Source organism: Micromonospora sp. CA-259024 (genome assembly GCF_050936255.1).
GTDB lineage: Bacteria > Actinomycetota > Actinomycetes > Mycobacteriales > Micromonosporaceae > Micromonospora.
The window spans coordinates 2,818,104-2,840,821 of record NZ_JBNJND010000001.1 but is presented as its reverse complement, the minus strand read 5'-3'; the positions used below and the strand labels follow the sequence as shown (position 1 = coordinate 2,840,821).

Annotated in this window: 27 protein-coding genes and 1 pseudogene; 19 read left to right on the top strand and 9 right to left on the bottom strand. The window is 69.2% G+C overall.

Translation table 11 applies throughout. The features are described 5' to 3' along the window. The first annotated feature begins 4 nt into the window (after positions 1-4). The 13 genes from ACQEUX_RS12300 (at position 5) to ACQEUX_RS12240 (ending at position 11,383) form a co-directional block, all read left to right on the top strand. Positions 5-1,480: an ABC transporter substrate-binding protein gene (locus ACQEUX_RS12300; protein WP_433045829.1), complete on the top strand. Its 1,476-nt coding sequence runs from the start codon at positions 5-7 to the stop codon at positions 1,478-1,480. Continuing rightward, a complete protein-coding gene (locus tag ACQEUX_RS12295; RefSeq protein WP_433045826.1) occupies positions 1,477-2,463 on the top strand; it encodes a carbohydrate ABC transporter permease in 987 nt (328 codons plus the stop codon). Before ACQEUX_RS12300 ends, ACQEUX_RS12295 begins: the two co-directional genes overlap by 4 nt. Beyond that, the gene (locus ACQEUX_RS12290) at positions 2,463-3,281 is read left to right on the top strand and encodes a carbohydrate ABC transporter permease (protein WP_433045823.1); all 819 of its coding nucleotides are present in this window, start codon (positions 2,463-2,465) and stop codon (positions 3,279-3,281) included. Before ACQEUX_RS12295 ends, ACQEUX_RS12290 begins: the two co-directional genes overlap by 1 nt. After that, a complete protein-coding gene (locus ACQEUX_RS12285) occupies positions 3,265-4,158 on the top strand; it encodes an SMP-30/gluconolactonase/LRE family protein (protein WP_433045820.1) in 894 nt (297 codons plus the stop codon). The genes ACQEUX_RS12290 and ACQEUX_RS12285 overlap by 17 nt, the downstream gene beginning before the upstream one ends. Continuing rightward, positions 4,155-5,291: a mandelate racemase/muconate lactonizing enzyme family protein gene (locus ACQEUX_RS12280; protein WP_433045817.1), complete on the top strand. Its 1,137-nt coding sequence runs from the start codon at positions 4,155-4,157 to the stop codon at positions 5,289-5,291. Before ACQEUX_RS12285 ends, ACQEUX_RS12280 begins: the two co-directional genes overlap by 4 nt. A gap of 5 nt (positions 5,292-5,296) precedes the next feature. Next, positions 5,297-6,073 carry an NAD-dependent epimerase/dehydratase family protein gene (locus tag ACQEUX_RS12275; RefSeq protein ID WP_433045814.1) on the top strand — a complete coding sequence of 259 codons (777 nt, stop codon included), beginning with the start codon at positions 5,297-5,299 and terminating at the stop codon, positions 6,071-6,073. Further along, positions 6,070-7,026, top strand: a complete 957-nt coding sequence (locus ACQEUX_RS12270) for a sugar kinase (RefSeq protein ID WP_433045811.1) — start codon at positions 6,070-6,072, stop codon at positions 7,024-7,026. The genes ACQEUX_RS12275 and ACQEUX_RS12270 overlap by 4 nt, the downstream gene beginning before the upstream one ends. A gap of 26 nt (positions 7,027-7,052) precedes the next feature. Continuing rightward, a complete protein-coding gene (locus ACQEUX_RS12265) occupies positions 7,053-7,319 on the top strand; it encodes a hypothetical protein (protein WP_433045809.1) in 267 nt (88 codons plus the stop codon). 270 nt (positions 7,320-7,589) lie between these two features. Further along, positions 7,590-8,147, top strand: a complete 558-nt coding sequence (locus ACQEUX_RS12260) for a hypothetical protein (protein ID WP_433045806.1) — start codon at positions 7,590-7,592, stop codon at positions 8,145-8,147. A 235-nt stretch (positions 8,148-8,382) separates the two neighbouring features. After that, the gene (locus ACQEUX_RS12255) at positions 8,383-9,093 is read left to right on the top strand and encodes a hypothetical protein (protein ID WP_433045803.1); all 711 of its coding nucleotides are present in this window, start codon (positions 8,383-8,385) and stop codon (positions 9,091-9,093) included. Positions 9,094-9,453: 360 nt separating this feature from the next. Further along, positions 9,454-10,293 (top strand): helix-turn-helix domain-containing protein, encoded by an 840-nt coding sequence (locus ACQEUX_RS12250; protein WP_433045800.1) that lies wholly within the window; start codon positions 9,454-9,456, stop codon positions 10,291-10,293. A gap of 66 nt (positions 10,294-10,359) precedes the next feature. Next, entirely contained in the window at positions 10,360-10,941 is a 582-nt protein-coding gene (locus ACQEUX_RS12245) for a dihydrofolate reductase family protein (RefSeq protein ID WP_433045797.1), read from the top strand. 247 nt (positions 10,942-11,188) lie between these two features. Beyond that, entirely contained in the window at positions 11,189-11,383 is a 195-nt protein-coding gene (locus ACQEUX_RS12240) for a hypothetical protein (protein ID WP_433045794.1), read from the top strand. On the opposite strand, the gene ACQEUX_RS12235 is transcribed toward ACQEUX_RS12240, so the two are convergent. The 6 genes from ACQEUX_RS12235 to ACQEUX_RS12210 are packed head-to-tail and all read right to left on the bottom strand — an operon-like array spanning position 11,325 to position 15,512. Next, the gene (locus ACQEUX_RS12235) at positions 11,325-12,233 is read right to left on the bottom strand and encodes an ATP-binding cassette domain-containing protein (protein ID WP_433045791.1); all 909 of its coding nucleotides are present in this window, start codon (positions 12,231-12,233) and stop codon (positions 11,325-11,327) included. The two genes, ACQEUX_RS12240 and ACQEUX_RS12235, sit on opposite strands and share 59 nt — an antisense overlap. 33 nt (positions 12,234-12,266) lie before the next feature. After that, on the bottom strand, positions 12,267-13,082 hold the full coding sequence (locus tag ACQEUX_RS12230; RefSeq protein ID WP_433045788.1) for an ABC transporter permease: 816 nt from the start codon (positions 13,080-13,082) through the stop codon (positions 12,267-12,269). Continuing rightward, a complete protein-coding gene (locus ACQEUX_RS12225) occupies positions 13,079-13,774 on the bottom strand; it encodes a hypothetical protein (protein ID WP_433045785.1) in 696 nt (231 codons plus the stop codon). Before ACQEUX_RS12225 ends, ACQEUX_RS12230 begins: the two co-directional genes overlap by 4 nt. Next, positions 13,771-14,649 carry a zf-HC2 domain-containing protein gene (locus tag ACQEUX_RS12220; RefSeq protein WP_433045782.1) on the bottom strand — a complete coding sequence of 293 codons (879 nt, stop codon included), beginning with the start codon at positions 14,647-14,649 and terminating at the stop codon, positions 13,771-13,773. The genes ACQEUX_RS12225 and ACQEUX_RS12220 overlap by 4 nt, the downstream gene beginning before the upstream one ends. Beyond that, on the bottom strand, positions 14,646-15,197 hold the full coding sequence (locus ACQEUX_RS12215; protein WP_433045780.1) for an RNA polymerase sigma factor: 552 nt from the start codon (positions 15,195-15,197) through the stop codon (positions 14,646-14,648). The genes ACQEUX_RS12220 and ACQEUX_RS12215 overlap by 4 nt, the downstream gene beginning before the upstream one ends. Before the next feature lie 48 nt (positions 15,198-15,245). Further along, entirely contained in the window at positions 15,246-15,512 is a 267-nt protein-coding gene (locus ACQEUX_RS12210; RefSeq protein ID WP_433045777.1) for a hypothetical protein, read from the bottom strand. Positions 15,513-15,744: 232 nt separating this feature from the next. On the opposite strand from ACQEUX_RS12210, the gene ACQEUX_RS12205 reads away from it, so the two are divergent. Together ACQEUX_RS12205 and ACQEUX_RS12200 are read left to right on the top strand one after the other, a co-directional pair. Beyond that, positions 15,745-16,206, top strand: coding sequence for a DUF4913 domain-containing protein (locus ACQEUX_RS12205; RefSeq protein ID WP_433045774.1), 462 nt, complete (start codon positions 15,745-15,747; stop codon positions 16,204-16,206). A gap of 22 nt (positions 16,207-16,228) precedes the next feature. Continuing rightward, a complete protein-coding gene (locus ACQEUX_RS12200; RefSeq protein WP_433045771.1) occupies positions 16,229-17,179 on the top strand; it encodes a hypothetical protein in 951 nt (316 codons plus the stop codon). A gap of 70 nt (positions 17,180-17,249) precedes the next feature. Here the strand turns inward: ACQEUX_RS12200 and ACQEUX_RS12195 are convergent, their stop codons facing one another. Beyond that, positions 17,250-17,660 (bottom strand): hypothetical protein, encoded by a 411-nt coding sequence (locus tag ACQEUX_RS12195; protein ID WP_433045769.1) that lies wholly within the window; start codon positions 17,658-17,660, stop codon positions 17,250-17,252. A gap of 31 nt (positions 17,661-17,691) precedes the next feature. Here ACQEUX_RS12195 and ACQEUX_RS12190 point away from each other — a divergent pair, with 31 nt between their 5' ends. Beyond that, a complete protein-coding gene (locus tag ACQEUX_RS12190) occupies positions 17,692-18,270 on the top strand; it encodes a S1 RNA-binding domain-containing protein (protein WP_433045766.1) in 579 nt (192 codons plus the stop codon). Positions 18,271-18,335: 65 nt separating this feature from the next. Next, on the top strand, positions 18,336-18,539 hold the full coding sequence (locus ACQEUX_RS12185; protein WP_433045763.1) for a hypothetical protein: 204 nt from the start codon (positions 18,336-18,338) through the stop codon (positions 18,537-18,539). Positions 18,540-18,925: 386 nt separating this feature from the next. Here the strand turns inward: ACQEUX_RS12185 and ACQEUX_RS12180 are convergent, their stop codons facing one another. Further along, positions 18,926-19,774 (bottom strand): enoyl-CoA hydratase/isomerase family protein, encoded by an 849-nt coding sequence (locus ACQEUX_RS12180; RefSeq protein WP_433045760.1) that lies wholly within the window; start codon positions 19,772-19,774, stop codon positions 18,926-18,928. Positions 19,775-19,889: 115 nt separating this feature from the next. Here ACQEUX_RS12180 and ACQEUX_RS12175 point away from each other — a divergent pair, with 115 nt between their 5' ends. Then, a complete protein-coding gene (locus ACQEUX_RS12175) occupies positions 19,890-20,339 on the top strand; it encodes a winged helix-turn-helix transcriptional regulator (RefSeq protein WP_433045757.1) in 450 nt (149 codons plus the stop codon). 271 nt (positions 20,340-20,610) lie between these two features. On the opposite strand, the pseudogene ACQEUX_RS12170 reads toward ACQEUX_RS12175, so the two are convergent. Continuing rightward, a pseudogene (locus ACQEUX_RS12170) lies at positions 20,611-21,002 on the bottom strand (phage holin family protein); the annotation flags it as partial. 599 nt (positions 21,003-21,601) lie between these two features. Between ACQEUX_RS12170 and ACQEUX_RS12165 the strand changes: the two are divergent. Beyond that, a complete protein-coding gene (locus ACQEUX_RS12165; protein ID WP_433045755.1) occupies positions 21,602-22,639 on the top strand; it encodes a fatty acid desaturase family protein in 1,038 nt (345 codons plus the stop codon). The last annotated feature ends 79 nt before the right edge of the window (positions 22,640-22,718 follow it).

Below are 22,718 nucleotides of genomic sequence, written 5' to 3'. Positions count from 1 at the left end.
GACGATGAAGGATTTGGAGCTGTCCCGGCGGTCCCTGCTGCGGATCATGGGCGTGGGTGCGGCCGCGACCGCGGCGGGCGGACTGACTTCCGCCTGCACCCTGGTTGGCAGTAGTGAGAAGTCCAGCGGGGACCAGGTAACGATCAAGGTCGCGCTCGTGCCCGATCCCTCCGGCGCGTCCCAGTTCTACCGGGAGCAGTTCGACCGCTTCGAAGAGCAGAACCCGGGCATCAAGGTCCAGGTCATCGAGAACCCCTCCGACCAGCAGGCCAACGCCATCGAGCTGGGCTTCCAGCAGGGCAACCCGCCGGACGTGTTCCGGGCTCAGGACACCAACTTCGACCGCATCTTCGACCGTGGCTGGGTCGCCTCTCTCGACCAGTACGTCACCGACGAGTTCACCTCCCGGTTCCCCGCGGGCTCGCTCGACCCGGCCACCTCCGGCCTGCACCGCGACGGCAAGCTGTACACACTGCCGCTGGTCTGGGGCAAGTGGTCCTCCGTCCGGCTCCTGCTGGTGAACAACACCGCAGCCAAGCTGGGCGGCGTCACCGCAGCGCCGAAGACCTGGGAGGAGTTGGAGCAGGCCGCGAACGCCGTCACGCGGGCGGGCGGGGGCAAGACGTTCGGCTTCGCCGGCACCTGGGGCAAAGGCCTGCTGGCCCGGATGCTCCAGAACACCAGCGGGCCCTCCTCGATCGACAACGGCATCGACCTGCGTACCGGTCGGGCCGCCATCACCCACCCGTCCCTCGGCGGGGCGGTCGATCTGCTCAAACGGATGCACGCGGCGAAGGTCATGACCCCGGGGTGGGAGACCTGGACCGACGCGAGCAAGGTGCAGACCGCGTTCGCCAAGAACGAGCTGGCGATGTTCGTCGCCGCACCGTTCCAGATCAACGAGGTGCGCAAGCTCAACCCCGATCTCGACATGTCCATCGCGGCCGTGCCGGAGCCGGCGGCGGGCCGGGGCGGTTACTCGGGGCAGGGCTCGAGCTTCAGCCCACTGTGGTCGATGTCGGCCCAGTCGAAGCACCCGGAGCAGGCATGGAAGGTGATGGACTTCCTCGCCTCGCAGGACTTCCACCGGGCGTACTACGACAAGTTCGGCACCCTCACCGCTCTGGAAAGCGCCTGGCAGGACAAGGCAGCGGCCAATCCGGACCAGAAAGCGATCATGGACATCGCTGCGGAGACGGTACGGCTCGTCCCCAACCCGGCGCTGGTCAGCCCCGGCGGAATGCAGCTCATGTCGGCCATCCGCGGCAAGCAGGACCTCCAGTGGTCGGAGATCGCGCTGCCCGCGATCCTGCGTAACCAGCCCTTCGCCGGCCCGGCCGCGCAACTCAACGCCAAGCTCGACGCCTTCATCGACGAGCAGGTCACGGCGCTCTCCGGCAAGGGGGTGCAGGCATCCCGCGCCGATCTCACCTTCGCCGGCTGGGACCCGCTCCAGCCCTACACGCCGAGCAAGAAGTGACTAACGCCCCGTTGATCGACCGGGGCGGCGCGGCCGATCCGGCCGCGCCACCCCGGCGCGTGGCACCCCCGGCCCGCCGCCGCCCCGGCCGCCTGCGCAGGTACGCCTGGCACTATGTCTTCCTCGCTCCGACGGTGCTGCTCTTCGTGGCCTTCACGCTCTGGCCGATGGTCGCGAGCTGGTGGTACTCGTTCTTCGAGTGGGACGGCGTTGGCCCGGCCACCGATTGGGTCGGCTTCGCGAACTTCACCGAGGTGTTGCAGAGCGGCCGGTTCTGGCATGCCTTCCGTAACTCGTTCCTCTTCTCCCTGGTCGCGATCTGCGTGGAGATGCCGTTGGCGTTGCTCGCCGCGATCCTGCTCAACAGCCGGCGGCTGCGGGGGCGCAACCTTTACCGGCTGTTCCTCTTCCTGCCCGTGGTCACCACCACCGCGGTGATCGGTATCGTCTTCGCGATCATGCTCGACCCGGCCGGCGGCTTCGTGAATGAGACCCTGAGCTCCGCCGGGCTCGTCGACTCGCCGATCACCTTCCTCTCCGAGTCGTACGCCCTGCCCACGGTCATGACGATCGACGTGTGGAAGGGATTCGGCATCACCCTCATCTACTGGCTCGCCGCGTTGCAGACCGTGCCCGATGACCTGTACGAGGCGGCGAAGATCGACGGGGCGAACGGCCGGCAGACGCTGCGGCACGTCACGCTCCCGATCATCGCCCCGATCGGCGTGGTGATCCTGCTGCTCACCTTTCAGAAGAGCATGAACCCGTTCGACCTCGTGCAGGCGATGACCCAGGCCGGCCCCAACTACGCCACCGACGTCGTCGGCACCTACATCTACCGGTACGCGTTCAACCCCGAACTGAACGCGCCACGGTACGGCTTCGCCTGTGCCGCCGGAGTCGTCTTCGGCGTGATCACGCTGGTGATGACGGTCCTGCAAGGGCCTCTGCTACGCCGGCAGTACCTGAGGGGAGGTCGCTAGTGCGCCGGATACACCTCTGGCATGTGCTGCTGATCCCGCTCAGCGTGGTATGGATCTACCCGTTCGTGTGGATGGTCTCCACCGCGTTCAAGTCGGAGCGGGAGGTGTTCCTCGGCGGGCTGTCGGTGCTTCCCAAGCAGTGGACCCTCGACAACTTCAGCCGAGCATGGGAAACCGCGCACTTCGGCGCGTACCTGTCCAACACCGTCGTCTTCTCGGTCACCACGGTGCTCATCGTGGTGCTGGCCTCCGCCACGGCGGGCTACGCCCTCGGCCGGGGCGACGTGCCCGGCAAGAAGTTCATCGTGGGGCTGCTCATCGCGACGATGTTTATCCCGCACGGCTACACGATCATCCCGATCTTCAAGCTGGTCGACGGGCTCGGACTCAACAATGGGCTGCTCGGTGCCGTGCTGGCGACCGCGGGGCCGGCGCTCGTGGTACCCATCCTGCTCTTCATGGGGTACTTCTCCGGCATGCCCCAGGAGCTGGAGGACGCCGCCCGGATCGATGGTGCGGGCTATCCCCGCATCTTCTTCCGGATCATGCTCCCGCTGGCCAAGCCGGTGATCGGTACCGTCGCGCTGTTCAATTTCATGGCCGCGTGGAACGCGTTCTTCATCCCGCTGGTGTTCACCCTGGGGCGGCCGGAGCTGCGAACGCTCGGCGTGGGCATGTACAGCTTCTTCGGGCAGGAAGCCACCGACTGGGGCGGACTGGCCGCCGGGGCGACCATCAGCCTGCTGCCGATCATCGCCATCTTCCTGCTGCTACAGCGCACGTTCGTCGACGGGATCGCCGGTGCGGTCAAATCCTGAACGGCTGGTCGCCCACCCGGTCTCGACCGAGCGCTACCACCTGGGCGAGGGACCGCGGCTCGATCCACGGACCGGCGAACTGCTGTGGGTCGACATCTCCGCCGGCCGGCTGCTTCGCGGACGGCTGGCCGGCAATCGGATCGACGTGCTGGCCGAGTACCGGATCGGTGCGCCGACCGGGGTGGTCACGCCGGTGACGGCCCTCGGCGGCGGCTGGGTGGTGGCGGCCGGCCGGGGATTCCACCATGTATCGGCCACCGGCGCGGTACGTTCGCTGGGCGGCGAGGTCAGCGCCCCGGGCACCCAGATGAACGACGGTGCCTGCGACCCGTACGGCCGCTTTCTCGCCGGTAGCCAGATACTCGGCGGCACCGAGCCCTGGTCCGGCGCACTGTACCGGCTGGATCCGGACGGCACGGTGGCCACCGTGTTGACCGGCATCGGGTGCGCCAACGGGCTGGGATTCAGCCCAGCCGGGGACACCATGTACCACGTGGACAGTCGGCGACGGCGGCTCGACAGCTACCGGTACGACTCGGCCACCGGTACCGCCCGCGACCGGCGCCCCCTCGTGGTGTTCACCGACGCCACCCCCGACGGGCTCTGCGTCGATGCCGAGGGCTGCCTGTGGATCGCGATGTGGGACGGCTGGAGTGTGCGCCGGTTCGCCCCGGACGGCACCCCGCTCGCCCGAGTGGACGTACCGGTGCCCCGGCCGACCGCCTGCTGCCTGGTCGACGGGATGCTGGTGATCACCTCAGCGTTCATTGGGCTGGATGACGCCACCCGAGGGGCGGCACCAGACAGTGGACTCATCTTCGCAGCCTCGGTCGGGGTCGGTGCGGCTCCGGGATACACCTGGGACGGGACAGTTTGAAGATCACCGAATTGGAGTTGTTGACCGTGCCGGACGGCGGCAGCGTGATGCTGCTCGTGGTCGTCAGCACCGACTCCGGCGAGTACGGCGTGGGTGAGGTCGGCATGCGTGCCCGTTGGCGTACCGTACGCGGCGCGGTGGACGACTTCGCCGAACTGCTCGTCGGAGCCGACCCCGGCCGGATCGAGCACCTGTGGCAGCTGCTGTTCCGCTCGGGTTTCTTCCCCGCGTCCGGCGTACTGGGCTCCGTGCTGGCCGCGATCGACGTGGCGCTCTGGGACATTCGCGGCAAGACCCTCGGTGTTCCCTTGTACGAGCTGCTCGGTGGGGCCTCCCGCGACCATGTCGAGTGCTACGTCCACGTGCGCAGCAGCGAACCGGCAACAATGGTCGCGGAGTGCGAACGGCTGGTCGAGGCGGGATGGCGGCACCTGCGGGTGGCGGCGAACAGTCCGGACGCCGGCGGCGAGTACGACCAGCGGGCCGCGCTGCGGTACACCCTCGCCACCATGGAGCGGCTGCGCACGGCGCTGGGTGACGAGGTGGAGTTGCTGCTCGACGTACACACCCGACTCGATCCGGCGCAGGCGGTGACCCTGTGCCGGGAGTTGGAGCCGCTGCGGCCGTACTTCGTCGAGGACCCGTTGCGCAGCGAGCACCTGGACGGTTACCGAATGCTGCGTGAGCGCAGTACGGTGCCGCTCGCCGCCGGTGAGCAGCTCGGTACGAAGTGGGAGTTCCGCGCGTTGCTCGAGGGCGAACTGATCGACCACGCCCGGGTGGATGTCGCCAACACCGGGATGACCGAGGCCCGCAAGATCGCGGCGCTGGCCGAGGTGCACCACATCAACCTGGCTACCCACAATCCGCTCGGACCGGTCACCGCCGCGGCGTCGGCGCACCTGAACCTGGTGCTGCCCAACGTCTCCGTGCAGGAGCAGCCTCAGCCGGAGTTCGCGCCCTCGGAGGTGATCACCGCCTGGCCCGAGCTGCGCGCCGGTCGGGTCACTCCGACGCGGCGGCCGGGCCTCGGCGTCGAGCTGGATCTCGCCGCCGCCCGCCGGCTCGATCTCCGGGGGCCGGCGCCGCTGCCCCGGCTGCGCCGGCGCGACGGATCGTTCACGAACTGGTGACGAGCATGCGTGTACTGATCACCGGTGCGGCCGGTGGGGTTGGCCAACTGCTGGCACCGGAGCTGGCTCCCGGGCATCAGCTCCGGCTGACCGACGTCCGTCTCCCGCCGGGCGGCGCGGTCGCGGACGAGGTCGTGGTCGGCGACCTCGCCGATCCGGGATTGGCCGAGCGGTTGTGCGACGGCGTCGACGCCCTGGTGCACCTGGCTGGCAATCCCCGGCCCGGCGACGGTTGGGACCGGCTGCGCGGACCCAACGTCGACGTACTGACGGCGATGCTGGAGGCGGCCGTCCTGGCAGGCGTGCGCCGGGTCGTACTGGCCAGCTCCGTACATGCGATGGGCGGCTACCACCCGCTGGCCCGCCGGCCCGAAGCCGTCCCGGTGCGGGACGACTGGCTGCCCCACCCGTGCTGCCGGTACGGCGCGACCAAGGTGTTCGCCGAGGCGGCGGCGCGGGTGTACGCCGACTCGGGTGCGATGTCCGTGGTCTGCCTGCGGCTCGGGGGCGTGCGGCCAGCGCCGGCGCATCGCGGATGGTTGGACACCTGGCTGGGCACCGCCGACCTGGGCCAGGCGGTACGCCGTGCGCTGAGCGCCGAGATCGGTTTCGGTGCATACTCGATCACCTCGGCCAACACCCGTGGCATGTGCGACCTCGGTGCAGCCCGACGCGAGCTGGGCTACGCACCAACGGAGAACTCGGAAACCTACGCGGAGTCGGTGCCCGACGGCCCGCCGACGATGTGTGCGGCCCGGCTCTCAACGGGGGAGCGTCGATGACCTCGGTCTTCGGAACGGCATCGTCCGGCACCGGATATGACGTGGTCTGCGTCGGTGAGTCGATGGCCCTGGTGGTCCCGGATCCACCCCGGCCGCTGTGCGAGGGCGGCACGACGCGACTCGACGTGGCCGGCGCGGAATCCAACGTCGCGATGAACCTGGCCGCGCTGGGCCTGCGGGTGGCCTGGCAGAGTCGGGTGGGTGCCGACCCGCTCGGCGACCTGCTCACCGCCCGTATCGGCGCCACGGGTGTGGACGTCAGCCTGGTCGAGGTGGACCCGATCGCGCCGACTGGTGTGTTCTTCAAGGATCCTGGTCCGGGCGGCACCACCGTGCACTACTACCGGCGGGGTTCGGCCGCCGCAGCGATGGACCGCTCCCTCTGGCGGACACCGGAGCTGACCGGCAGCACGGTGCTGCATCTGTCCGGCATCACCGCCGCGCTCTCCGAGGCCTGTGCCGACCTGGTCTCGTACGCGCTCGCCGAGCGGCCGGTCTCAGGCGCGATGATCAGTTTCGACGTCAACTTCCGACCGGCGTTGTGGCCGGTACGGACGGCGGGGCCGGTGCTGGCCGGCCTGGCTGATCAGGCGGACCTCGTGCTGGTCGGCTTGGACGAGGCGGCGACCCTGTGGGGCACCAGGCATCCCGACGAGGTGCGCGAGCGCCTGCCGGGTCCGGGGACGCTGGTGGTCAAGGACGGCTCGGTCGGGGCTACCTCGTACGGTCCGGGCGGGAGCACGTTCGAACCGGCACCCGTGGTCGAGGTGGTCGAGCCGGTCGGTGCCGGCGACGCGTTCGCCGCCGGCTACCTGTATGGGCTGGTCCGGGACCTGCCGGAGAGGGCCCGGCTGAGGCTGGGGCACCTGGTGGCGGCTGCCGCGCTCCGGGCGGTCGGTGACCTCGGCGAGCTGCCACCGGACACGCTGGTGCAGGTCGCTACCAGGACGTAACCGTGGCGCGGGATGGGAGAGCGGCGATGTCCTTCGAGGACTTGTTCGATGATCAGCGGATCATGGTGATCCTGCGGGGCCGGCCACCGGGGGAGACGGTGGCACTGGCCGGTCGGGCCTGGGATGCCGGCATCACTCCCGTCGAGGTGCCGATCGGCCGGCCGGAGCAGGTCGCCGCGCTGGCTGCTGCGGTGCGAGCCGGAGCCGAGCGCGGCCGGCCGGTCGGCGCGGGCACCGGATCGGTGATCGGTTCGGGCAGCGGCTGGAGTGGTCTGGCGTTGGTGATGCCTTAGTGCGGCCGGTGCGAGTTGTAGAACGCCTCGTATTCGCGTAAGGCGTGCAGGAGATGACGCTGGTTCCAGATGAGGGTTCGGTCGAGCAGCTCGCGGCGGCAGGTCCGTACCCATCGTCACCACATGCTTGACGAATCCGTCCCACGAGGTGCTTGACGTTGGCCTAGACATGCCCTCCTCCGTCGATACTCTTGGTGATCATCGTCCCCTGGCGGCTGCCGAAGGCCGCTCACCGGTCGACCTCGCGGATTCGGCCGGTGTGCTCAGGCGATGAGCTTCGACATGAGCTGCGGAGGTGGCTTGATGATGGCCCGACGCCGCTGGCTGTTCTTGGGTGCTGCGGCAGTGGCAGTGCTGGGTGGCTGCAGCTCGGAGGTGAACAACCCGCACGAGGGTGTACTACCCAAGGGGGAAAGCTTGGGCGAGATGCGCCAGCAAGCGGGCGAGGCCCTGACCCGCTATGACCAGGCGGTCATCAACGCGCGTGGTTCAGCGACCGTTACTGTGACACCGCCGCCATGGAACTCCCCACCTGGCATCTCCATCGAATCAGCCACCGGTACCAGGGCCGGCACCCGGTTGACTGTCACCTTCACTGGCACTCGGGAACCGGCAACCAGACCTTGCGGTGCCGACTACCACGCTGAGGCCGTCGAATCGGCCAACGCGGTCATCGTCATCGTCATCGCCCAACCTCATGCCACCAACGAGGTATGCACGCTTGCCGGCTACTCACGAACTGCCACCCTGAACTTGGCTCAACCTCTGCGCCAGCGGGTGGTCCTCGAAGCGAGGCAAGGGCAGACGGTTCCTCTGAACACTGAGTAAGCGCAGCGCGAGAGCCCCAACTTGATCATGTCAAGCATCTGTTGAGACGCGAGTGTCATGCATGTCCCGTGACGGGACAGCGCATGGTGCCCGTTTGTCGGGCTCCACTTGATGCGTTACGGATCGCTGTCACTTGATCCGTGACACGTCCGGCTAGACGATCTTGGTCTTTCCTCGAGGTTGGTGCGCCAGTACGCCGCAACAGCAGCCATACGACAGCCCTTAGGGTGAGCGGGTGGTCGAACGTGAGCTGGGGAAAGTGGGGGCGATGTCGCCTGTCCACGTGGTCGAGGTCGGGACCGAGCCGCTGGACCGGCCGATGCGGAACTCGGTGGGCGGCTGGCCATTCCTCGACGACGGCCAGGAATGGCCTGAGTGTTTCTGCGGCGAGCGGATGGCTCTGTTCTTTCAACTCGACATACCCCCGGACGTCGAGATTTTCGGCGGAGACCACCTGCTGGTCTTCCACTGCCGTGCCCACAACGACGCATCCGAACCCGAGTCGGCCGGCGGTCGGCTTGTACCCCGGTACTGGGACGCTCCGCAGCCGCCCTACCCGCGCCCGTTCTGGCGGGTGCTGCTCCAGCGCCACGCGGTGCTGCCAGCGGCTGAGGCCGAACCGTCCGTGTGCGCACTGCCCCTGACGCTGCGGCCGTTGATGGACACCCTCAATTCGCGAGGGCTCGGAGCCCAGCTTTTCAAGGTCGGTGGTACTCCGTCCTGGGCGCAGGATCCCGAGTACTACAGGTGCGCGTGCGGCGCCGATCTGGTGTACGTCTGCCAGGTTCCGGAGGGCATGGAGTTCGCCGTTCACCCCGGCCAGCCAGAGCAGGCCTACAACATCCGCGCCGACACCTACTGGCTGTTTCTTGGCAACGAGGTCTACCTGCTGGCCTGCCCGGCCCACTGCGATCCGGCGGCAGTGTGGCCGGTGAACCAGAACTGACCCCACGGATGACCGACCTGCACACCCCCGTCATCCCCGATCCCGCTACAACGAGCAGACCAGCCAACACTCATGGCGGCGCTCTTCCGACACCCAGACATCCGCGCTGGACGAGGTCGACTTTGGCGGCGAACAGCCCGCGGCCGCGTAGCAGGGCGCGGTAACGCAGCAGAGGGTTGGTTTAGCGCCTCCCCCATGCGGCGCGACACTGGAGGGCCGAGAATCCTCCATCGCGCACGCGGCACGCGTATCCCACGCAAATGTCCGCGGCCGGGCGCTCGTCCGGGATCGGCGCCGGCTCGATGCTGGCGGCAGCGCGGCTGGACCATTTCGGCGCGCGATGCCGGCGATACTGTGGGCGTGGAGTACGTGTCCAGAGTGCCGCGACCGCCGCTGGACGGGCTGATCGACGACCTTTACTACCTGGAGGGTGCGTCGCCGTACGCCCGGCTGACGCTGCCGGCAAGTCCGGCGGCGTTCCTCATCGTCAACCTCGGGGCACCGTTTCGCATTCGCGCCGGCACCGACATCGAGACGGCCGAGTACGCCGACGGCTGCGTGGTCACCACGCCCACCCGCGCGTTGGAGTTCGGCTACCCACCCCGGACCCGGTCCGTCGGCGTGCACTTCAAGCCGTGGGGGCCGGCGCCGTTCCTGCCGATGCCCGCGGCCGAACTGTGTGACCGGCCGGTGACGGTAGAGCAGGTTTGGGGTCGGCCCGCCATTGCTCAGCTGCGAGACCGGCTGGCCACGGCGGACGGACCGCACGAGATGCTGACGCTGCTCGAGGAGGAGCTAATGCGACGGCTAGGCGACGCGGCCGGCCTGGGGCTGGTCCGCCATACGAGCAGCGTCATCGCGGCGACCAGCGGGGCGGCGGCGATCGGCGACCTGAGGGTGGCAGCGGGTGTCAGCAGCACTCACCTGGCACAGCGGTTCAAGGAGCTCATCGGCGTCACGCCGAAGCGGCTGGCCCGCACCTACCGCTTCGCCGCCACCGTGCTCGCGATCAACCCCGCCGAACCGATCGACTGGGCCGACCTCGCCAGTAGCGCAGGCTACTTCGACCAGGCCCACTTCGGCCACGAGTTCCGGGCCTTCACCGGGCTCACACCGACACGATATGTCGAAGTCCGGCGGCGGTTCCTGCGCGAACATCCCGGCCACGTGCTGGACGGCTGGCCGCTGCCGGCCGATTGATTTCTTACAAGAGCGACAGCCCACGAAACTCTAACCTGAGGACATCCCCCAAGCAGAGGAGCGCCCATGGGCAAAGTAGTCATGTACAGCTCGGTGTCAGTAGACGGGTTCATCGCGGACGAGAACGACCAGCCCGGACCGCTGTTCGACTGGTTGCTCAGCGGTGACGTCCCGTTGGACGAGAGCGGCGAACTGAAGGTGTCACAAACGTCCTACGACTACACCCGGCCGTACTGGGACCAGATCGGGGCGACAATCGCCGGCCGCCACGTCTTCGACATGACGGACGGCTGGGACGGGAAGCCTCCGGGCGGGATCGACCACGTGGTCGTCGTGACGCACCGGCCGGCGCCCGAGGGCTGGGACCCCGAGGCGCCGTTTCACTTCGTCGACGGCGTCGAGGCAGCCGTGGCCAAGGCGCAGGAGCTTGCGGGTGACCGCATGGTCGAGGTCGCCGCTGGCGACGTCGGTGGCCAGGTGCTTGCCGCGGGCCTGGTCGACGAGGTGCGCATGGACGTCGTACCCGTCGTGTTCGGGTCCGGCAAGCGCTACTTCGGGTCGGTCGACGCGCAGCACCTGTTGGAGGAACCTGACGTGGTGATTCAGGGCAACCGGGTGCTTCACCTGCGCTATCGGGTGCGCTGTTGACCGACGCCTTGATTGTTGCCTGGGGGTCAAGGGGTCGTCGGTTCAAATCCGGCCGTCCCGGCAGACAGAAGCCCTGACCAGCGGAAACGCTGGTCAGGGCTTTAAGTTTGCCTATGGGTTTTGAGCCGTCCCCCCAAACCTCCCATTTACCGGGGTCGGCAACCAGGTTTCTCATCCATGCGCATCGTTGGGCATCGCGGGTGCGGGATGTTGCCGCCTTCCGCTGCCCATCGCAGGCGACGATGCCGTGGCGAAGCGGACGGTCGGCGAGTTCCTCGCCGCGATCGGCTTCGCCGCGTACGACGCCGGGCCGCTCGCCGAGGGTTGGCGCTTCCAGCGCGACACTCCCGGCTACGTCGTGGTCTACAAGCAGGAGGCCCGGGTCACGGCCGACGTCCTGGCGGCGAAGCTGGCTGCCGCGAAGCGTTACCCCGACCGGTAGCCACCGCGAGGTAGCCGTCCTCCAGGCCGGGCTCCAGGGGACGCGCCCCGGGGCTCGGCGCGGACGGCGCCACGATCCGGTAGCGCATGCCGTCGTCGTGCGGCAGCGCGGACACCACCGTCCCCTCGGTCGGCGCCGGTCCGTCCGTGACGACCGACCAGACCTGCCCCTGGGCGCGGCGGGTCAGCTCCTCGACCGTGCCACGGAAGATGAGCCGCCCCTTGGCGAGCACCGCCACCTCCCGGCAGGTCTGCCCGATGTCGTCGACGATGTGCGTGCTCAGCAGGACCGTGCGCCGGCCGGCGAACTGGGACAGCAGCGTGCGGAAACGGATCCGCTCCTCCGGGTCGAGGCCCGCGGTCGGCTCGTCCACGATCAGCAGCTGCGGGTCGGCGAGCAGGGCCTGGGCGATGCCGACCCGCTGCCGCATGCCGCCGGAGAAGCCGCGCAGCCGCCGGTCCGCGTGCTCGGTCAGCGCCACCACCTCCAGCAGCTCGCCGACCCGCCGGCGCCGGACGGTCCGGTCGTCCATGCCCTTGAGTAGCGCCACGTAGTCGAGGAACTGCCGGGCGGTCAGGTCGGGGTAGACGCCGAGGTCCTGCGGCAGGTAGCCGAGGTCACGCTGCACGGCGGTCCGCCCGGCGCCGGTGCCGAGGTCGTGCTCGCCCACAGTGACCCGGCCGGACGTCGGACGGACGATGCCGGCCAGGATGCGCATCAGCGTGGTCTTGCCGGCGCCGTTCGCGCCGAGCAGGCCGAACATCCCGGTGGGCACCGTCAGGTCGAGGCCGTCGATGGCGGCCACCCCACCGCGGTACGTCTTCGTCAGGCCGGAGATCTCGATTCGCATGGGAGTTCCTTCTCGTTGTCGAACGCGGGCTCGTTATCGGACGCGGCGCGCGCGCAGGGCGTGGCCGCCCGCGAGCACGGCGGCGGCGATGATCAACAGCAGGGCGATGGACAGCCAGGCCAGCGCCGGCGTCGGGTCGGGCCGCAGGGCGTTGAGCGTCGCGCCGGGTATCGGGCCGGCCCAGGTTTCCTGGCCGTCGATGCCGTGGAAGTCGAACAGCGCGGCAAGCGGATAACCGCCCAGGGGGTGAACCAGGGTCCGTGCGAGCGTCGGCATCATGTCCGGCGAGACCACGTTGCCCCACAGCCAGTAGCCGACGAACAGGACACGGAACAACGGCGCCGGCATGACCAGCGGCGCCGCCATCGCGAAGGCGGCCACGAAGAGCAGGCCGGGGATGAACACCGCCCCGAAGGCGGCCAGCGCCCAGCCCAGCGCCCGGGGCTCCCCGGTGTCCACCGCGTACGCCGCGGCGAAGCCGAAGTACGCCACCGCGACCGGGATGGCCGTCGCGGCGCCGGCGCCCACGTACTTGCCGAGCAGGCGCGCCCTCGGCGAGGCGGGCGTCGCGTCCAGGATCGACGCCACCTTCAGCCGGTCGTCGCGGATCAGCCGGTCGGCGAGCAGGCAGCCGAACCCGATCGACAGCAGCGCGTGGAGCTGGACCGCCAGGCCGACCACGGCGGTCCGCGGATCGACCGGCCGTTCGCCCGGATCGAACAGGTCCCGCAGCAGGCTGCCCCCGATCAGCACGAACAGCACCAGGGTCAGCGCCGGCACGATCCACACCGTCCGCTTGCGGACCTGCATCCGGAACTCGTACCGCAGGCTGGCAACAAAGGTGGTCATTCGTCCTCCTCGCCGATGAGGCGTTCCGAGCGGCCCAGCAGGACCAGGGCGAACACGATGAGCGCGGCGCCCGCGCCGAGCAACGTCAGGCGGTTCGCGGTCCAGTCGCCGGGCGCCGCGCCCCGGGTCGTCGCGAACAGGTAGAGCAGCCGGCCCGGCAGGTGCGCCTGCGCCGAGCCGGCGAAGAACTGCTGGATCGCCCACACCGAGGTGACCAGGGCGCCGGCCGCGCCCGGGCTGCGGAAGACGGCGCCCGCGGCGAAGGCCAGGCCGCTCAGGCCCAGGGTCGGCGCCAGCCAGGTGAGCTGGCCGGCGAACGCGCCGTGGTTCTCCGGCCAGCGGGCCCACCAGCCGGTCGCGATCAGCACGACCGCCGCCGGCACGGCGACCGCCGCGGTCCAGCCGAGCGTCACGATCATCCGGCGCAGCAGCGTGACGCGGTACGGCGTCGGCGAGGCGAGCTGGAGCTCGCGGGCCGGATCCCGGCCGACGAGGGAGGAACAGGCGACCGCGGCGGCGAGCGGTATCGCCATCTCCAGGGTGCCGAGCAGGATGCGGGCGGTGGTCGGGTCGCTCGGTTGCGGATTCGCGAGCGCGGCCGTGATGCCGAGGACGAGGGCGATGGGCGGGCCGAGGAAGGCCGCCCAGCCCGCCCGACGCATCTCGTACCGCCAGAGGGTCAGTGGTCTCACATCGGGTGGGTAGCGCGTCCGCCGCCGTGAGGTTCACCGCGGCCGGACATCGCCACCGCGACGATCGCGAGGGCGGCGCTGGCCAAGAGCACCGGCGCGTTCGTCGACCAGACCTCAATGATCGACCAGGCCGGCCAGCCGTCGGGGATCAGCACGCCGCCCGCCAGCACCCGCACCGCCCACAACCCGACGGCCGTGCCCAGCGCCGCGTCCGGCCCGAGGAAGACGGCGATCAACAGGCTCACCGAGGACAGCAGCGCCATCGGCCCGAGCCAGGCGCCGACGAGCTCGTTCAGGCCGTCCGCGCCCGCCGCTCCGGTGGCGGTCAGCACCGCGGAGGCGCCCAGGGCGAGCACCAGGTCGTAGCCGAACACCAGCGCGATGCGGATGAGCAGCAGCAGCCGGCCGGAGGTGGGTGTGGCGGCGAGCAGCTCGGCGGCCGGGTCGCGGCGGGAACGGTAGGTGCCCGCGATCCCCGCGGCGGCGACGATTGGCGCGATCAGGGAGAGCATCAGGTCCGCGCCGGCCGTGGTCCGCAGCAGCACGAGTCCCGCGCCGAGGGCCATCACCAGCGCCGAGGCGATCGGCGCGGCCGGCCGGATCAGCCGCGCCTCGGCCGCGACCAGCGCGACGAGGTGCCGCACCCGCCGCGGGGGCCGGCGGACGATGGGTTCGATGGTGCTGCGGCTCAGCACCGTCCGCACCAGCGACGCCGGGTCCGGCGGCGTCGCGGCCGGCGCGGCGGCCACCGCGATAGCCTGCCAGGCGGCCAGGTCGGCGCGGCAGCGCGGGCAGTCGGCGAGATGCGCGCGGACCCGGTCGCGGTCCGGTCCGGAAAGCGAGCCGGCGGCGTACGCGGGCAACAGGTCCTTCATTCGGGCACCTCCTGAGCGGTGAGCGCCGCGGCGACGGCGGCCCGAGCGTGATACAGCCGGCTCTTGACCGTGCCGACCGGGATCGCGAGCACCTCGGCGACGTCGGCGAGCGGCAGGCCGGCCACGAACACCAGCGCGATCACGTCCCGGTGATGCGCGGGGAGCAGGTTGATGGCGGCGGCCACCGGGGTCCCGCCGGCCGCCGCGATCGCGAGGTCCTCCGGGCCGACGCCCTGATCGGGTCGGTCGGGCAGGTCGGCGCCGGCGGGCTCGGGCGCGGACCTGCCGCGTAACCGGTTGTGCGCCTGGCGGCGGGCGACGCCGAACAGCCACGTCGTCACCTTCGACCGCCCCTCGAAGGCGCCGGCCGACCGCCAGACCGCGAGCATCGTGTCCTGCAGGATCTCCTCGGCGGTCATCCGGTCGCCGGCCAGCCGGTGCAGATAGCCGAAGAGCGCGCCGGAGTACCGCTCGTAGAGCCGGGACAGCGCGGCGGCGTCACCGGCCGCGATCGACCGCAGCAACGCGTCGTCACTGCCCGGATCCATCCGCTCACCCCCCACTCCAGATGAGTAGCAGCCGCCGGGGCGAAAGGTTCAGACGAGTATGCGCGCGGGCGAGCCGATCTCGAGCACCTGGCCGGTCGGCTCCGGTGCGCGGCCGGCCGTTAAGGTCACCACGCTGTGCGAGTTCTGGTTGGCCACGTACAGCAGGTCGCCGTCGAGGGCGATCGCACTGCCAGATTCTCGCCGTCGAAGGAGATCGTCGGCTCGGTGGCGGTCACCTCGCCGTCGCGGACCCGCCTCCGCCGCGTACCGGACGAGCTTGTCGATGCCCAGGTCGACGACCCAGTGCCCCCGCAAAGTCGTCAAATGATTCCGAGTAGGGCGAGCGGGCGGGTGCTGTCGCGGGCGTGATGCCGGTTGGCAGCGGCGATGTTGTTGAAGCCGTTGAGGCGCGCAGTGCCCTGAGTAGTTGCCGCCGCCTGTCATCGGTTAATCGGCGTGGGGTGCCGTCGTGGTGAGGCTGCCGGGGGGCTTGCGTAGGGGCAGGGTGGCTTCCAGGCCGGTGACCAGTGCTTGCCAGCGGGTCCGAATGAGTGCCGACCCGGCGACAGCGCGGCGCCCAGCTCGTAGAGAGCGCTGCGACCCGGCACACGACGAGGCAGTGACCCGGCTGACGGCCCTGTGGTACGGCTGGGAACAGGCCCACCTACCGATGACCGGCATGCTGCCCTGGCTACGAGAACTCGACCATCAACTGCCCGTCCTCTACGGCGACGACGGCCCATTCCGCAATGCTCTGCATCCGGTGACCTCGGAGAGACGCGACACCACTCGTCGCCGGGAATGCCAGCCGAGCAGGCACCAGAGAACTGGTGGAAGTGGTGGGACTGACACCGGGCCGGCGTTCGTGGCGTGCCTGCCCACGTACAGGCGCTTCTCCGCTGTTTGTCCGCAGACGTCATACCGACGCGCCCGGGTACCGGCGAGTCAACGGGATTGGCGCCGACGTGCTGCGGCATCGCGGGCGTCGATCCGTCGCGTGGCCGGTTGATCGACATGACTAACATCCCCTCATGATCGAAGAGTTGATCAGCAAGGTCGCGGCCGAGGACGACGAGGCGATCGAGGAGCTGTCCGTGGTCGCGGACACCGACCCGGAGAGGTTGACTCCTTACCTCGGCTTTCTGCTCGACCGCGACGTGTTGTGGCCGGGGAAGTTGTACCGGGCTGCGGACGCCGACGTGGTCCGCCGGGTTGTCGAGCGGATCGACGGCGGCCGGACGCCGGACCGGCTCAATCACCTGCTGATCATCCTGGCGCACACCGCTCATCCGCTGGCCGAGAGCGCTATGCGTCGCTGGTCGACGCGGCCACCGGCCGGCGCGGACGAGCTGCACGTCGGTGCGTTGGACTACGCGCGGGAGGGCGGATGGACGGTCGGACCCGACGGGCGACGGCGGGACCTGTGCGGCGGCACCGCGTACCGGTGGACCATGCGCGAGACGCCGCGCCGCGCGGACGGCGGCACCTGTCCGTGGTGTGCGTCGCCGCTGTGGACCGCCGCGGACCTGGACACCGCGGACCCTGCCACGGGCGCGGCGCTGGCGCACACGGGCTGGTCTGGGCGGTTGGTGATCGAGACGTGCCACTTCTGCGCCTGCTACACGACGTTGTACAGCCAGGTCACGCCGGGCGGCGGTACCGCCTGGTGGGCCGGCAACACCCGCCCGGACTACCTCGGGTCTGCCGAAGCGGAGGACCCGCCGGCGCTCGCGCCGGTTCCCGGTGCGGCCCGGCAGAGCCCTTACCAGGCCAGCGCGTGGGATCGGGGCGGCTCGACACTCGGTGGCCGGCCGGACTGGATCCAGGACGCCGAGCACGCCGACTGCCCCGGTTGCGGCCAGCCGATGGACTATGTGGGTCTGATCGGCGGCGCGGACCTGGACGACTACGGTGAGGGTGCCTACTACCTGCACCTGCACCAGCCGTGCGGTTTCGCCGCCGTCAACTACCAGCAGAGCTGACCGCTGTAACGCTTTACCGCGGGCGGTTATGCACTACCCGCGCGCACACTGTGACACTGCTGCATTCGAGTCAGGTCCACGTCCACGGGCGGATCGCGGTCCACACCCGTCGGTGCCACCATGCGCGCCGGGGGTGGAGGAAGATCCGGATGTCGTCCAACGCGTTGTCGGCGGTGCCGCGGATGTGTGGCAAGGCCCGCGCTCGGCGCAGGGCGGCTACTACCCGGCGCTCGTCCAGCTGACGGTAAACCCTCGCGAGATGCCCCAGGCACGTTGCGGCGAGGGCACTGACCTGAGGATCCTCGTGTCCGAGCAACCGAAGGTGCAGTTCCTGCAGCTCTTTCCAATCTCCGTCGCCGTACAAGGCGGTGCCGACCATGGCATCCAGCGCGGCAGCCAGATCGCCGCGGTCGAGCGCGGTGTCTACCTCGGCAGGTGTCGACGGCGGCGGGTTGTGGAAGACGTGATGCTCGTGGCGCACCGTCACATCCTCCTGCGTCCGTCCGGGGCAGATGGCCCGACCCGCCGTGCGCCATCTGCGGCGGAACCCGCACCCTGGTCAAGGGCCAGAGATCGCTACCCCCCAGCTATACAGTCCTGCCATGTCTGTATGTCAGCCGGAGCGCGGCGCGGTGGTGCGCGGAATCATCTCAGAGATCCACAACTTCGGCGTCTTTGTTCGTCTCGACGGCGATCCGGCCAGTTCGCCCGGCACGGGTTTCATTCGGATTCCTGAGCTGACCTGGGACTATTTCTGGGATCCTGCCGAGGTGGTGCACGCAGGCGAGCAAGTCTCCGCCGAGGTGCTCGATTTCGACGCCACTCGGGGGCAGGTGCAGCTGTCGCTGAAGGCGTTGCAGGAGGATCCGCTGGTCCAGTTCGCGGACCGGGTTGGTGAGGTGCTGTCCGGGCCGGTCGTCAAGGTGGTGCCGTTCGGTGTTTTCGTCCGCGTCGCGCCCGGCATCGCGGGTCTGGTCCACGAGTCAGTGCTGACCCGGCATCCAGCAATGGGAGAGATAGTCACCGTCACGATCGCCGAGGTGGACCGGCCAGGTCGCCGAGTGCGGCTGGAGCCGGCGCCGACGCGGTGATCGGTGGCCCACCACGCGCGGTCGTCTACGACGACCTCAGCGGCTGGCTTCAGTTCAGGGAAGGCGTGCGGGACGACGTCGCCGTGCTCCGGGAACGGGTTCCCGACGTCGATTATCTGACCTTTCCGGTGTACGTGCCGGATGAGTCGCTGCTGCGGGCTCGACAGCGCGAATGCAGGGTCGACATGGACTGCATCGAGCAGGGCTTCGACTGCTACGAGGAACTGTTCGACACCGTCCAGGCCACCCGGAGGTCACTCGGCATCTGACCCGGCCCCGGCTACCCGGGGAACCCCGACCGGGAGTCCGCAACCGCGGACCATCTCATCTCGTCGCTCCGAGCGCACTGGCCTCTCCGTGCCACGGTGACCGGCAGGGCGCAGCCAGATGAGAGCGACACCAAACTGCGGTGGGCAGCCGATGAGAGAGCCGTCCCGCCGGTCACCTCGACCAAGCCTGGCCGGGCTGCGGTCGTAGCACCAGTAGATAAGTAGCCGATGAGCGGATGTCGCGGCCTTCGTTGTTCCACTGTCGGATGACAGTGTCCGGCCCGTGCCGTTCTGGTCGCTCTTGCTCGCCGATGTTTGGCACATCGGCGAGCACAGTGAACAGAGCCACCGCGGAACTCGGCGGCTCTGTTCACCCGAAGGACCGGTTAGCGTTGTGCCCCGGCGTCGCCCTTGAACTGCGCTACGTGATGACCAAGCCGGAGTTCGCCATCGCCGGGCTGCTGTACACCGAGCTCGAACAACGCTGCCGCGCGAGCCTGGGTGCCGGGGCGGGAGAAGGAGGCGAAATAGCCGTCGAGGGCGGCGACAAATTCGTCGTCCGACGGCAGGTCGACGCGGTTGACCAGCGCCTTCGTCTCCACGATCGCCTGCTTGTCGAAGCCGGCGATCCGGCTGGCGAAGCCGTCCACGAACTCGTCCAACTCGCCGTCGGGCAGGGCCCGGTTGACGTACCCGTACCGCTCGGCCAGGTCGCCTGGGAAGTCGTCAGCGCCCAGGAGCACCTCCAGCGCACGGCCCCGTCCCATCAGGCGAGGAAGCCAGGCCGTCGTGCCACCGCCGGGCACGGCGCCCAACCCGACCTCGAACTGTCCGAGTACGGCGCGCTCTCGACTGGCGAACCGGATGTCGCAGGCCAGGATGAACTCGCTGCCGGCGCCCCGGACGCGTCCGCGCACCGAGGCGATGGTGACGACGGGCAGCCGGCTCAGCCGGGTGAAGAGGTCGGTGTACGGGTGCATGCCGCGCCGCTTGGAGCTTTCGGTCGCCATGCCGACGACGGTTTGCGGATCGGCGGCCATGTCCCAGTGGGCGATGAAGTAGTCGGGGTTGGCGCTGTCGAAGACGACGACCTGCACGTCGGGATCGGTCTCCAGGCGTGACACGAGGGCGTCGAGTTCGTAGAGCGTGTCCGGGTCCATCAGGTTCACCGGACCGTTGTCGAAGGTCGCCGTCCAGTAGGTGGCGCTGTTCTGGCGTACGTGGATCTGCGGCATGTGGATCTCCGTTGCTTCGCGGGGTGACGGCGCTCGGGTGGGGGCCGACCCCTGACTTTGAAGTTCCAAGCTAGCACGTGACTTTGGAATAGCAAGTTAGATGTACGCTGGCCCCATGAAGAAGGTGACGCTTGATCAGGAGCACCCGGTCTGCTCAATCGCCCGTAGCCTGGAGATTGTTGGCGAACGCTGGACCTTCCTCATCCTCCGCGAGGCATTGTCGGGAAGCACCCGATTCGGGCAGTTCAACGACGCGCTAGAGATCTCCACCGACCTGCTGAGCAACCGCCTGGCCACCCTGGTCAAGGCCGGCATCATGAACAAGCGCCCGTACCATGAGCCGGGTCACCGCATTCGGTACGAGTACCACCTCACGCCGGCGGGCGAGGAACTGCGGATCGTCCTCGGCGCGCTTCAGCAGTGGGGCGATCGGCACTGCGCACCGGCCGCCGGGCCCAGTGCGCAGCGTCGCAGCCGCAGCACGGGCGCGCAGCTGGACGTGGCGTTCGTCGATGAAAGCGGCAGGGCTGTCGCCCTCGACGACGTGACTTTCGTCGCCGTGTAGCCGCCGGTGAGCGGATCCAGCCAGCGCAGCGGCTCAGTGGTACAGCCGAGGAGGCAGCGATGGCCAGCTGCGTCGCTTTGGTCTTCGCCGACTGGCCGGCTTGGATGACCCGCTGTCGGAGTCCGCCGACGGCGGCGGTGGCTTTGATGCGCGCACGGGTGTTGACGTCGGTCTTGGCGGTCAGTGCGGCTACAGTTTCGCCGAGTTCGGCACGGGTCTGCTGGATGTCGTGTCGGGTCTGGGCCCGGGGCGCTGCTTCCGGATGGTGTGCTCATGGCTGCCGCCGACTCGCTGCGCCACGTATCGTCTCGGCGTCGGCTCGCACGCTGTCCCTGGTCGCTGTGGGTGTGGCGGGCAGAGCCTCACAGACCTGCTTTTCCCGCGTAGGGCCGCGATTGCGGCGGCGATGGCAAGGACCACCGCGACGATCAAGGCGGCCACGGCATCGGGCATGATCGCGGCCAGGGTCAGCACGATTGTGGCCACGGCGGTCGCGCCAGCGAAGAGCCCGAGCATCGCACCGCCACCGAGCAGCCCGGCACCGACGCCTGCGCGTTTGCCCTTGGCGGTCATCTCAGCCCGCGCCATCGTCAACTCGTCGCGCACGAGCCGGGTGATCTGCTCGGTGGCGCGCTGCTCAGAGACCGGCGCGTCGGCAGACGCGGCGCCGGGTTGCCGCTAGGTCGTTCTGGCATCAGTACTCACATCTCTCGCCGGGAAGTGGTCCGAGACGCTGTGCGGGGGTCAGCCGCGCGGCGGCGCGGGCAGGCTGACAGGAGGTCCCTGCGGCAACGGGTTGATAGGCCCGCCGAGCGGCGGAGTGAGGCCACCGTCGAGCTGGCCGGCGACATCTCCTGTTGAGAATTCACCATCCTGGCCGCGACGTCGGAGCGTGAGCGTGCCCGCCGCTCCGGTCAGTGTCCCGGCCGCGAAGCCAAGGATGAGCGCTCGCCATGCGGCGGACTTCCTCTTTCGTGCCATGACTACCCCTTGAGCCCATCATGCCTGCATAGTCCTGATTGTCAGACTCGACGGACGAAGCCACGTGCCTAATCGGCGGACATGCATGAAGTGAATTCCACTCGCCTCGGGCACCGTGAGCTGGTTTTCTGCGTGGGAGGCGGCTCTGAGGAAGACTGAGACCATTAGTGGCGGTTCGCTTGTTCGATCTCTGCAGGGGTCACGCGTGAGTTGCGTGCCCCGGTCATGGCTGACGGCGGAGTCAGTGAGCTGGTTGTCGTGGCTGACAAGGAGTGGCGACGGTGAGTGATACAGATCTTGACGCCCGCAGTGACCGTGGCAGTGATTACGCCGACCTGTCCCGCCTGGTCCGAGGCGCGGGTCTCCTCGACCGGCAGCCCCGCCGTTACGCGGCGCGAGTGGCGGTGGTGCTGGGTTGTCTCGCGCTGATGGGCGTGGTGTTCGTCCGGCTCGGATCGTCGTGGTGGCAGACGGCTACAGCGGCCGGCTTCGCGATGCTGTTCGCGCAGCTGGCGTTTCTCGGTCACGACGCCGGACATCGGCAGATCTTCCGTTCCCGCCGGGCGAACGACGCGGTCGGCGTGGTTTGTGGAAACCTGGTGACCGGGATCAGTTACGGGTGGTGGGTTGACAAGCACAACCGCCACCACGCGCATCCGAACACCGAAGGGCGCGACCCCGACATCGTGGTGGCTCCGCTGTCCTTCACCCCGGGGCAGGCCGCGACGCAGCGCGGCTTACGGGCGCTGTTCGTCCGGCACCAGGCGGCGCTGTTCTTTCCCCTGCTGATGGTGGAGGGTCTGCATCTGCATGCCGCCAGCGTCCGGGCGGTCATCTGCCGCAGCGGACTCAGGCGCCGACGAGCGGAGGCTGGACTGCTCGTCCTGCACTCCGTCGGCTACCTCGCGGCCGTGTTCGTGGTCCTGAGCGTTCCGCAGGCGATCGTGTTCATCCTGGTCAATCAGGCACTCTTCGGCCTCTACCTGGGCAGCTCCTTCGCCCCGAACCACAAGGGAATGCCCATCCTGACCGAGGCCGACAACCTCGACTACCTACGCCGACAGGTCCTCACCTCCCGCAACGTCCGCGGCGGCCGGCTCCTCGACGCACTACTCGGCGGGCTCAACTACCAGATCGAACACCACCTCTTCCCCAGCATGCCCCGACCGAACCTGCGCCACGCCCAGCCACTGATCCGCCAGTTCTGCACCGAACATGGCATCGCCTATCACGAAACCACCCTGATCCAGTCCTGGGCGCAGGGACTGGCGCACCTGCGGGCAATCGGGACCGGATCGACCCGACCCGGCAACGACTGAGACTGTCACGCGCGCGCCCTGCCTACCGACCATCGTCGCCAAAATCCAGGCGAAATGTCCGGTTGGAAAGACCTGATGG

Coding starts and splice junctions, on each gene's coding strand:
- ACQEUX_RS12300 (WP_433045829.1), top strand. CDS start 5: ATGAAGGATTTGGAGCTGTCCCGGCGGTCCCTGCTGCGGATCATGGGC.
- ACQEUX_RS12275 (WP_433045814.1), top strand. CDS start 5,297: ATGCGTGTACTGATCACCGGTGCGGCCGGTGGGGTTGGCCAACTGCTG.
- ACQEUX_RS12270 (WP_433045811.1), top strand. CDS start 6,070: ATGACCTCGGTCTTCGGAACGGCATCGTCCGGCACCGGATATGACGTG.
- ACQEUX_RS12265 (WP_433045809.1), top strand. CDS start 7,053: ATGTCCTTCGAGGACTTGTTCGATGATCAGCGGATCATGGTGATCCTG.
- ACQEUX_RS12260 (WP_433045806.1), top strand. CDS start 7,590: ATGAGCTTCGACATGAGCTGCGGAGGTGGCTTGATGATGGCCCGACGC.
- ACQEUX_RS12245 (WP_433045797.1), top strand. CDS start 10,360: ATGGGCAAAGTAGTCATGTACAGCTCGGTGTCAGTAGACGGGTTCATC.
- ACQEUX_RS12235 (WP_433045791.1), bottom strand. CDS start 12,233: ATGCGAATCGAGATCTCCGGCCTGACGAAGACGTACCGCGGTGGGGTG.
- ACQEUX_RS12230 (WP_433045788.1), bottom strand. CDS start 13,082: ATGACCACCTTTGTTGCCAGCCTGCGGTACGAGTTCCGGATGCAGGTC.
- ACQEUX_RS12220 (WP_433045782.1), bottom strand. CDS start 14,649: ATGAAGGACCTGTTGCCCGCGTACGCCGCCGGCTCGCTTTCCGGACCG.
- ACQEUX_RS12215 (WP_433045780.1), bottom strand. CDS start 15,197: ATGGATCCGGGCAGTGACGACGCGTTGCTGCGGTCGATCGCGGCCGGT.
- ACQEUX_RS12205 (WP_433045774.1), top strand. CDS start 15,745: ATGAGTGCCGACCCGGCGACAGCGCGGCGCCCAGCTCGTAGAGAGCGC.
- ACQEUX_RS12200 (WP_433045771.1), top strand. CDS start 16,229: ATGATCGAAGAGTTGATCAGCAAGGTCGCGGCCGAGGACGACGAGGCG.
- ACQEUX_RS12190 (WP_433045766.1), top strand. CDS start 17,692: ATGGCCCGACCCGCCGTGCGCCATCTGCGGCGGAACCCGCACCCTGGT.
- ACQEUX_RS12180 (WP_433045760.1), bottom strand. CDS start 19,774: ATGCCGCAGATCCACGTACGCCAGAACAGCGCCACCTACTGGACGGCG.
- ACQEUX_RS12175 (WP_433045757.1), top strand. CDS start 19,890: ATGAAGAAGGTGACGCTTGATCAGGAGCACCCGGTCTGCTCAATCGCC.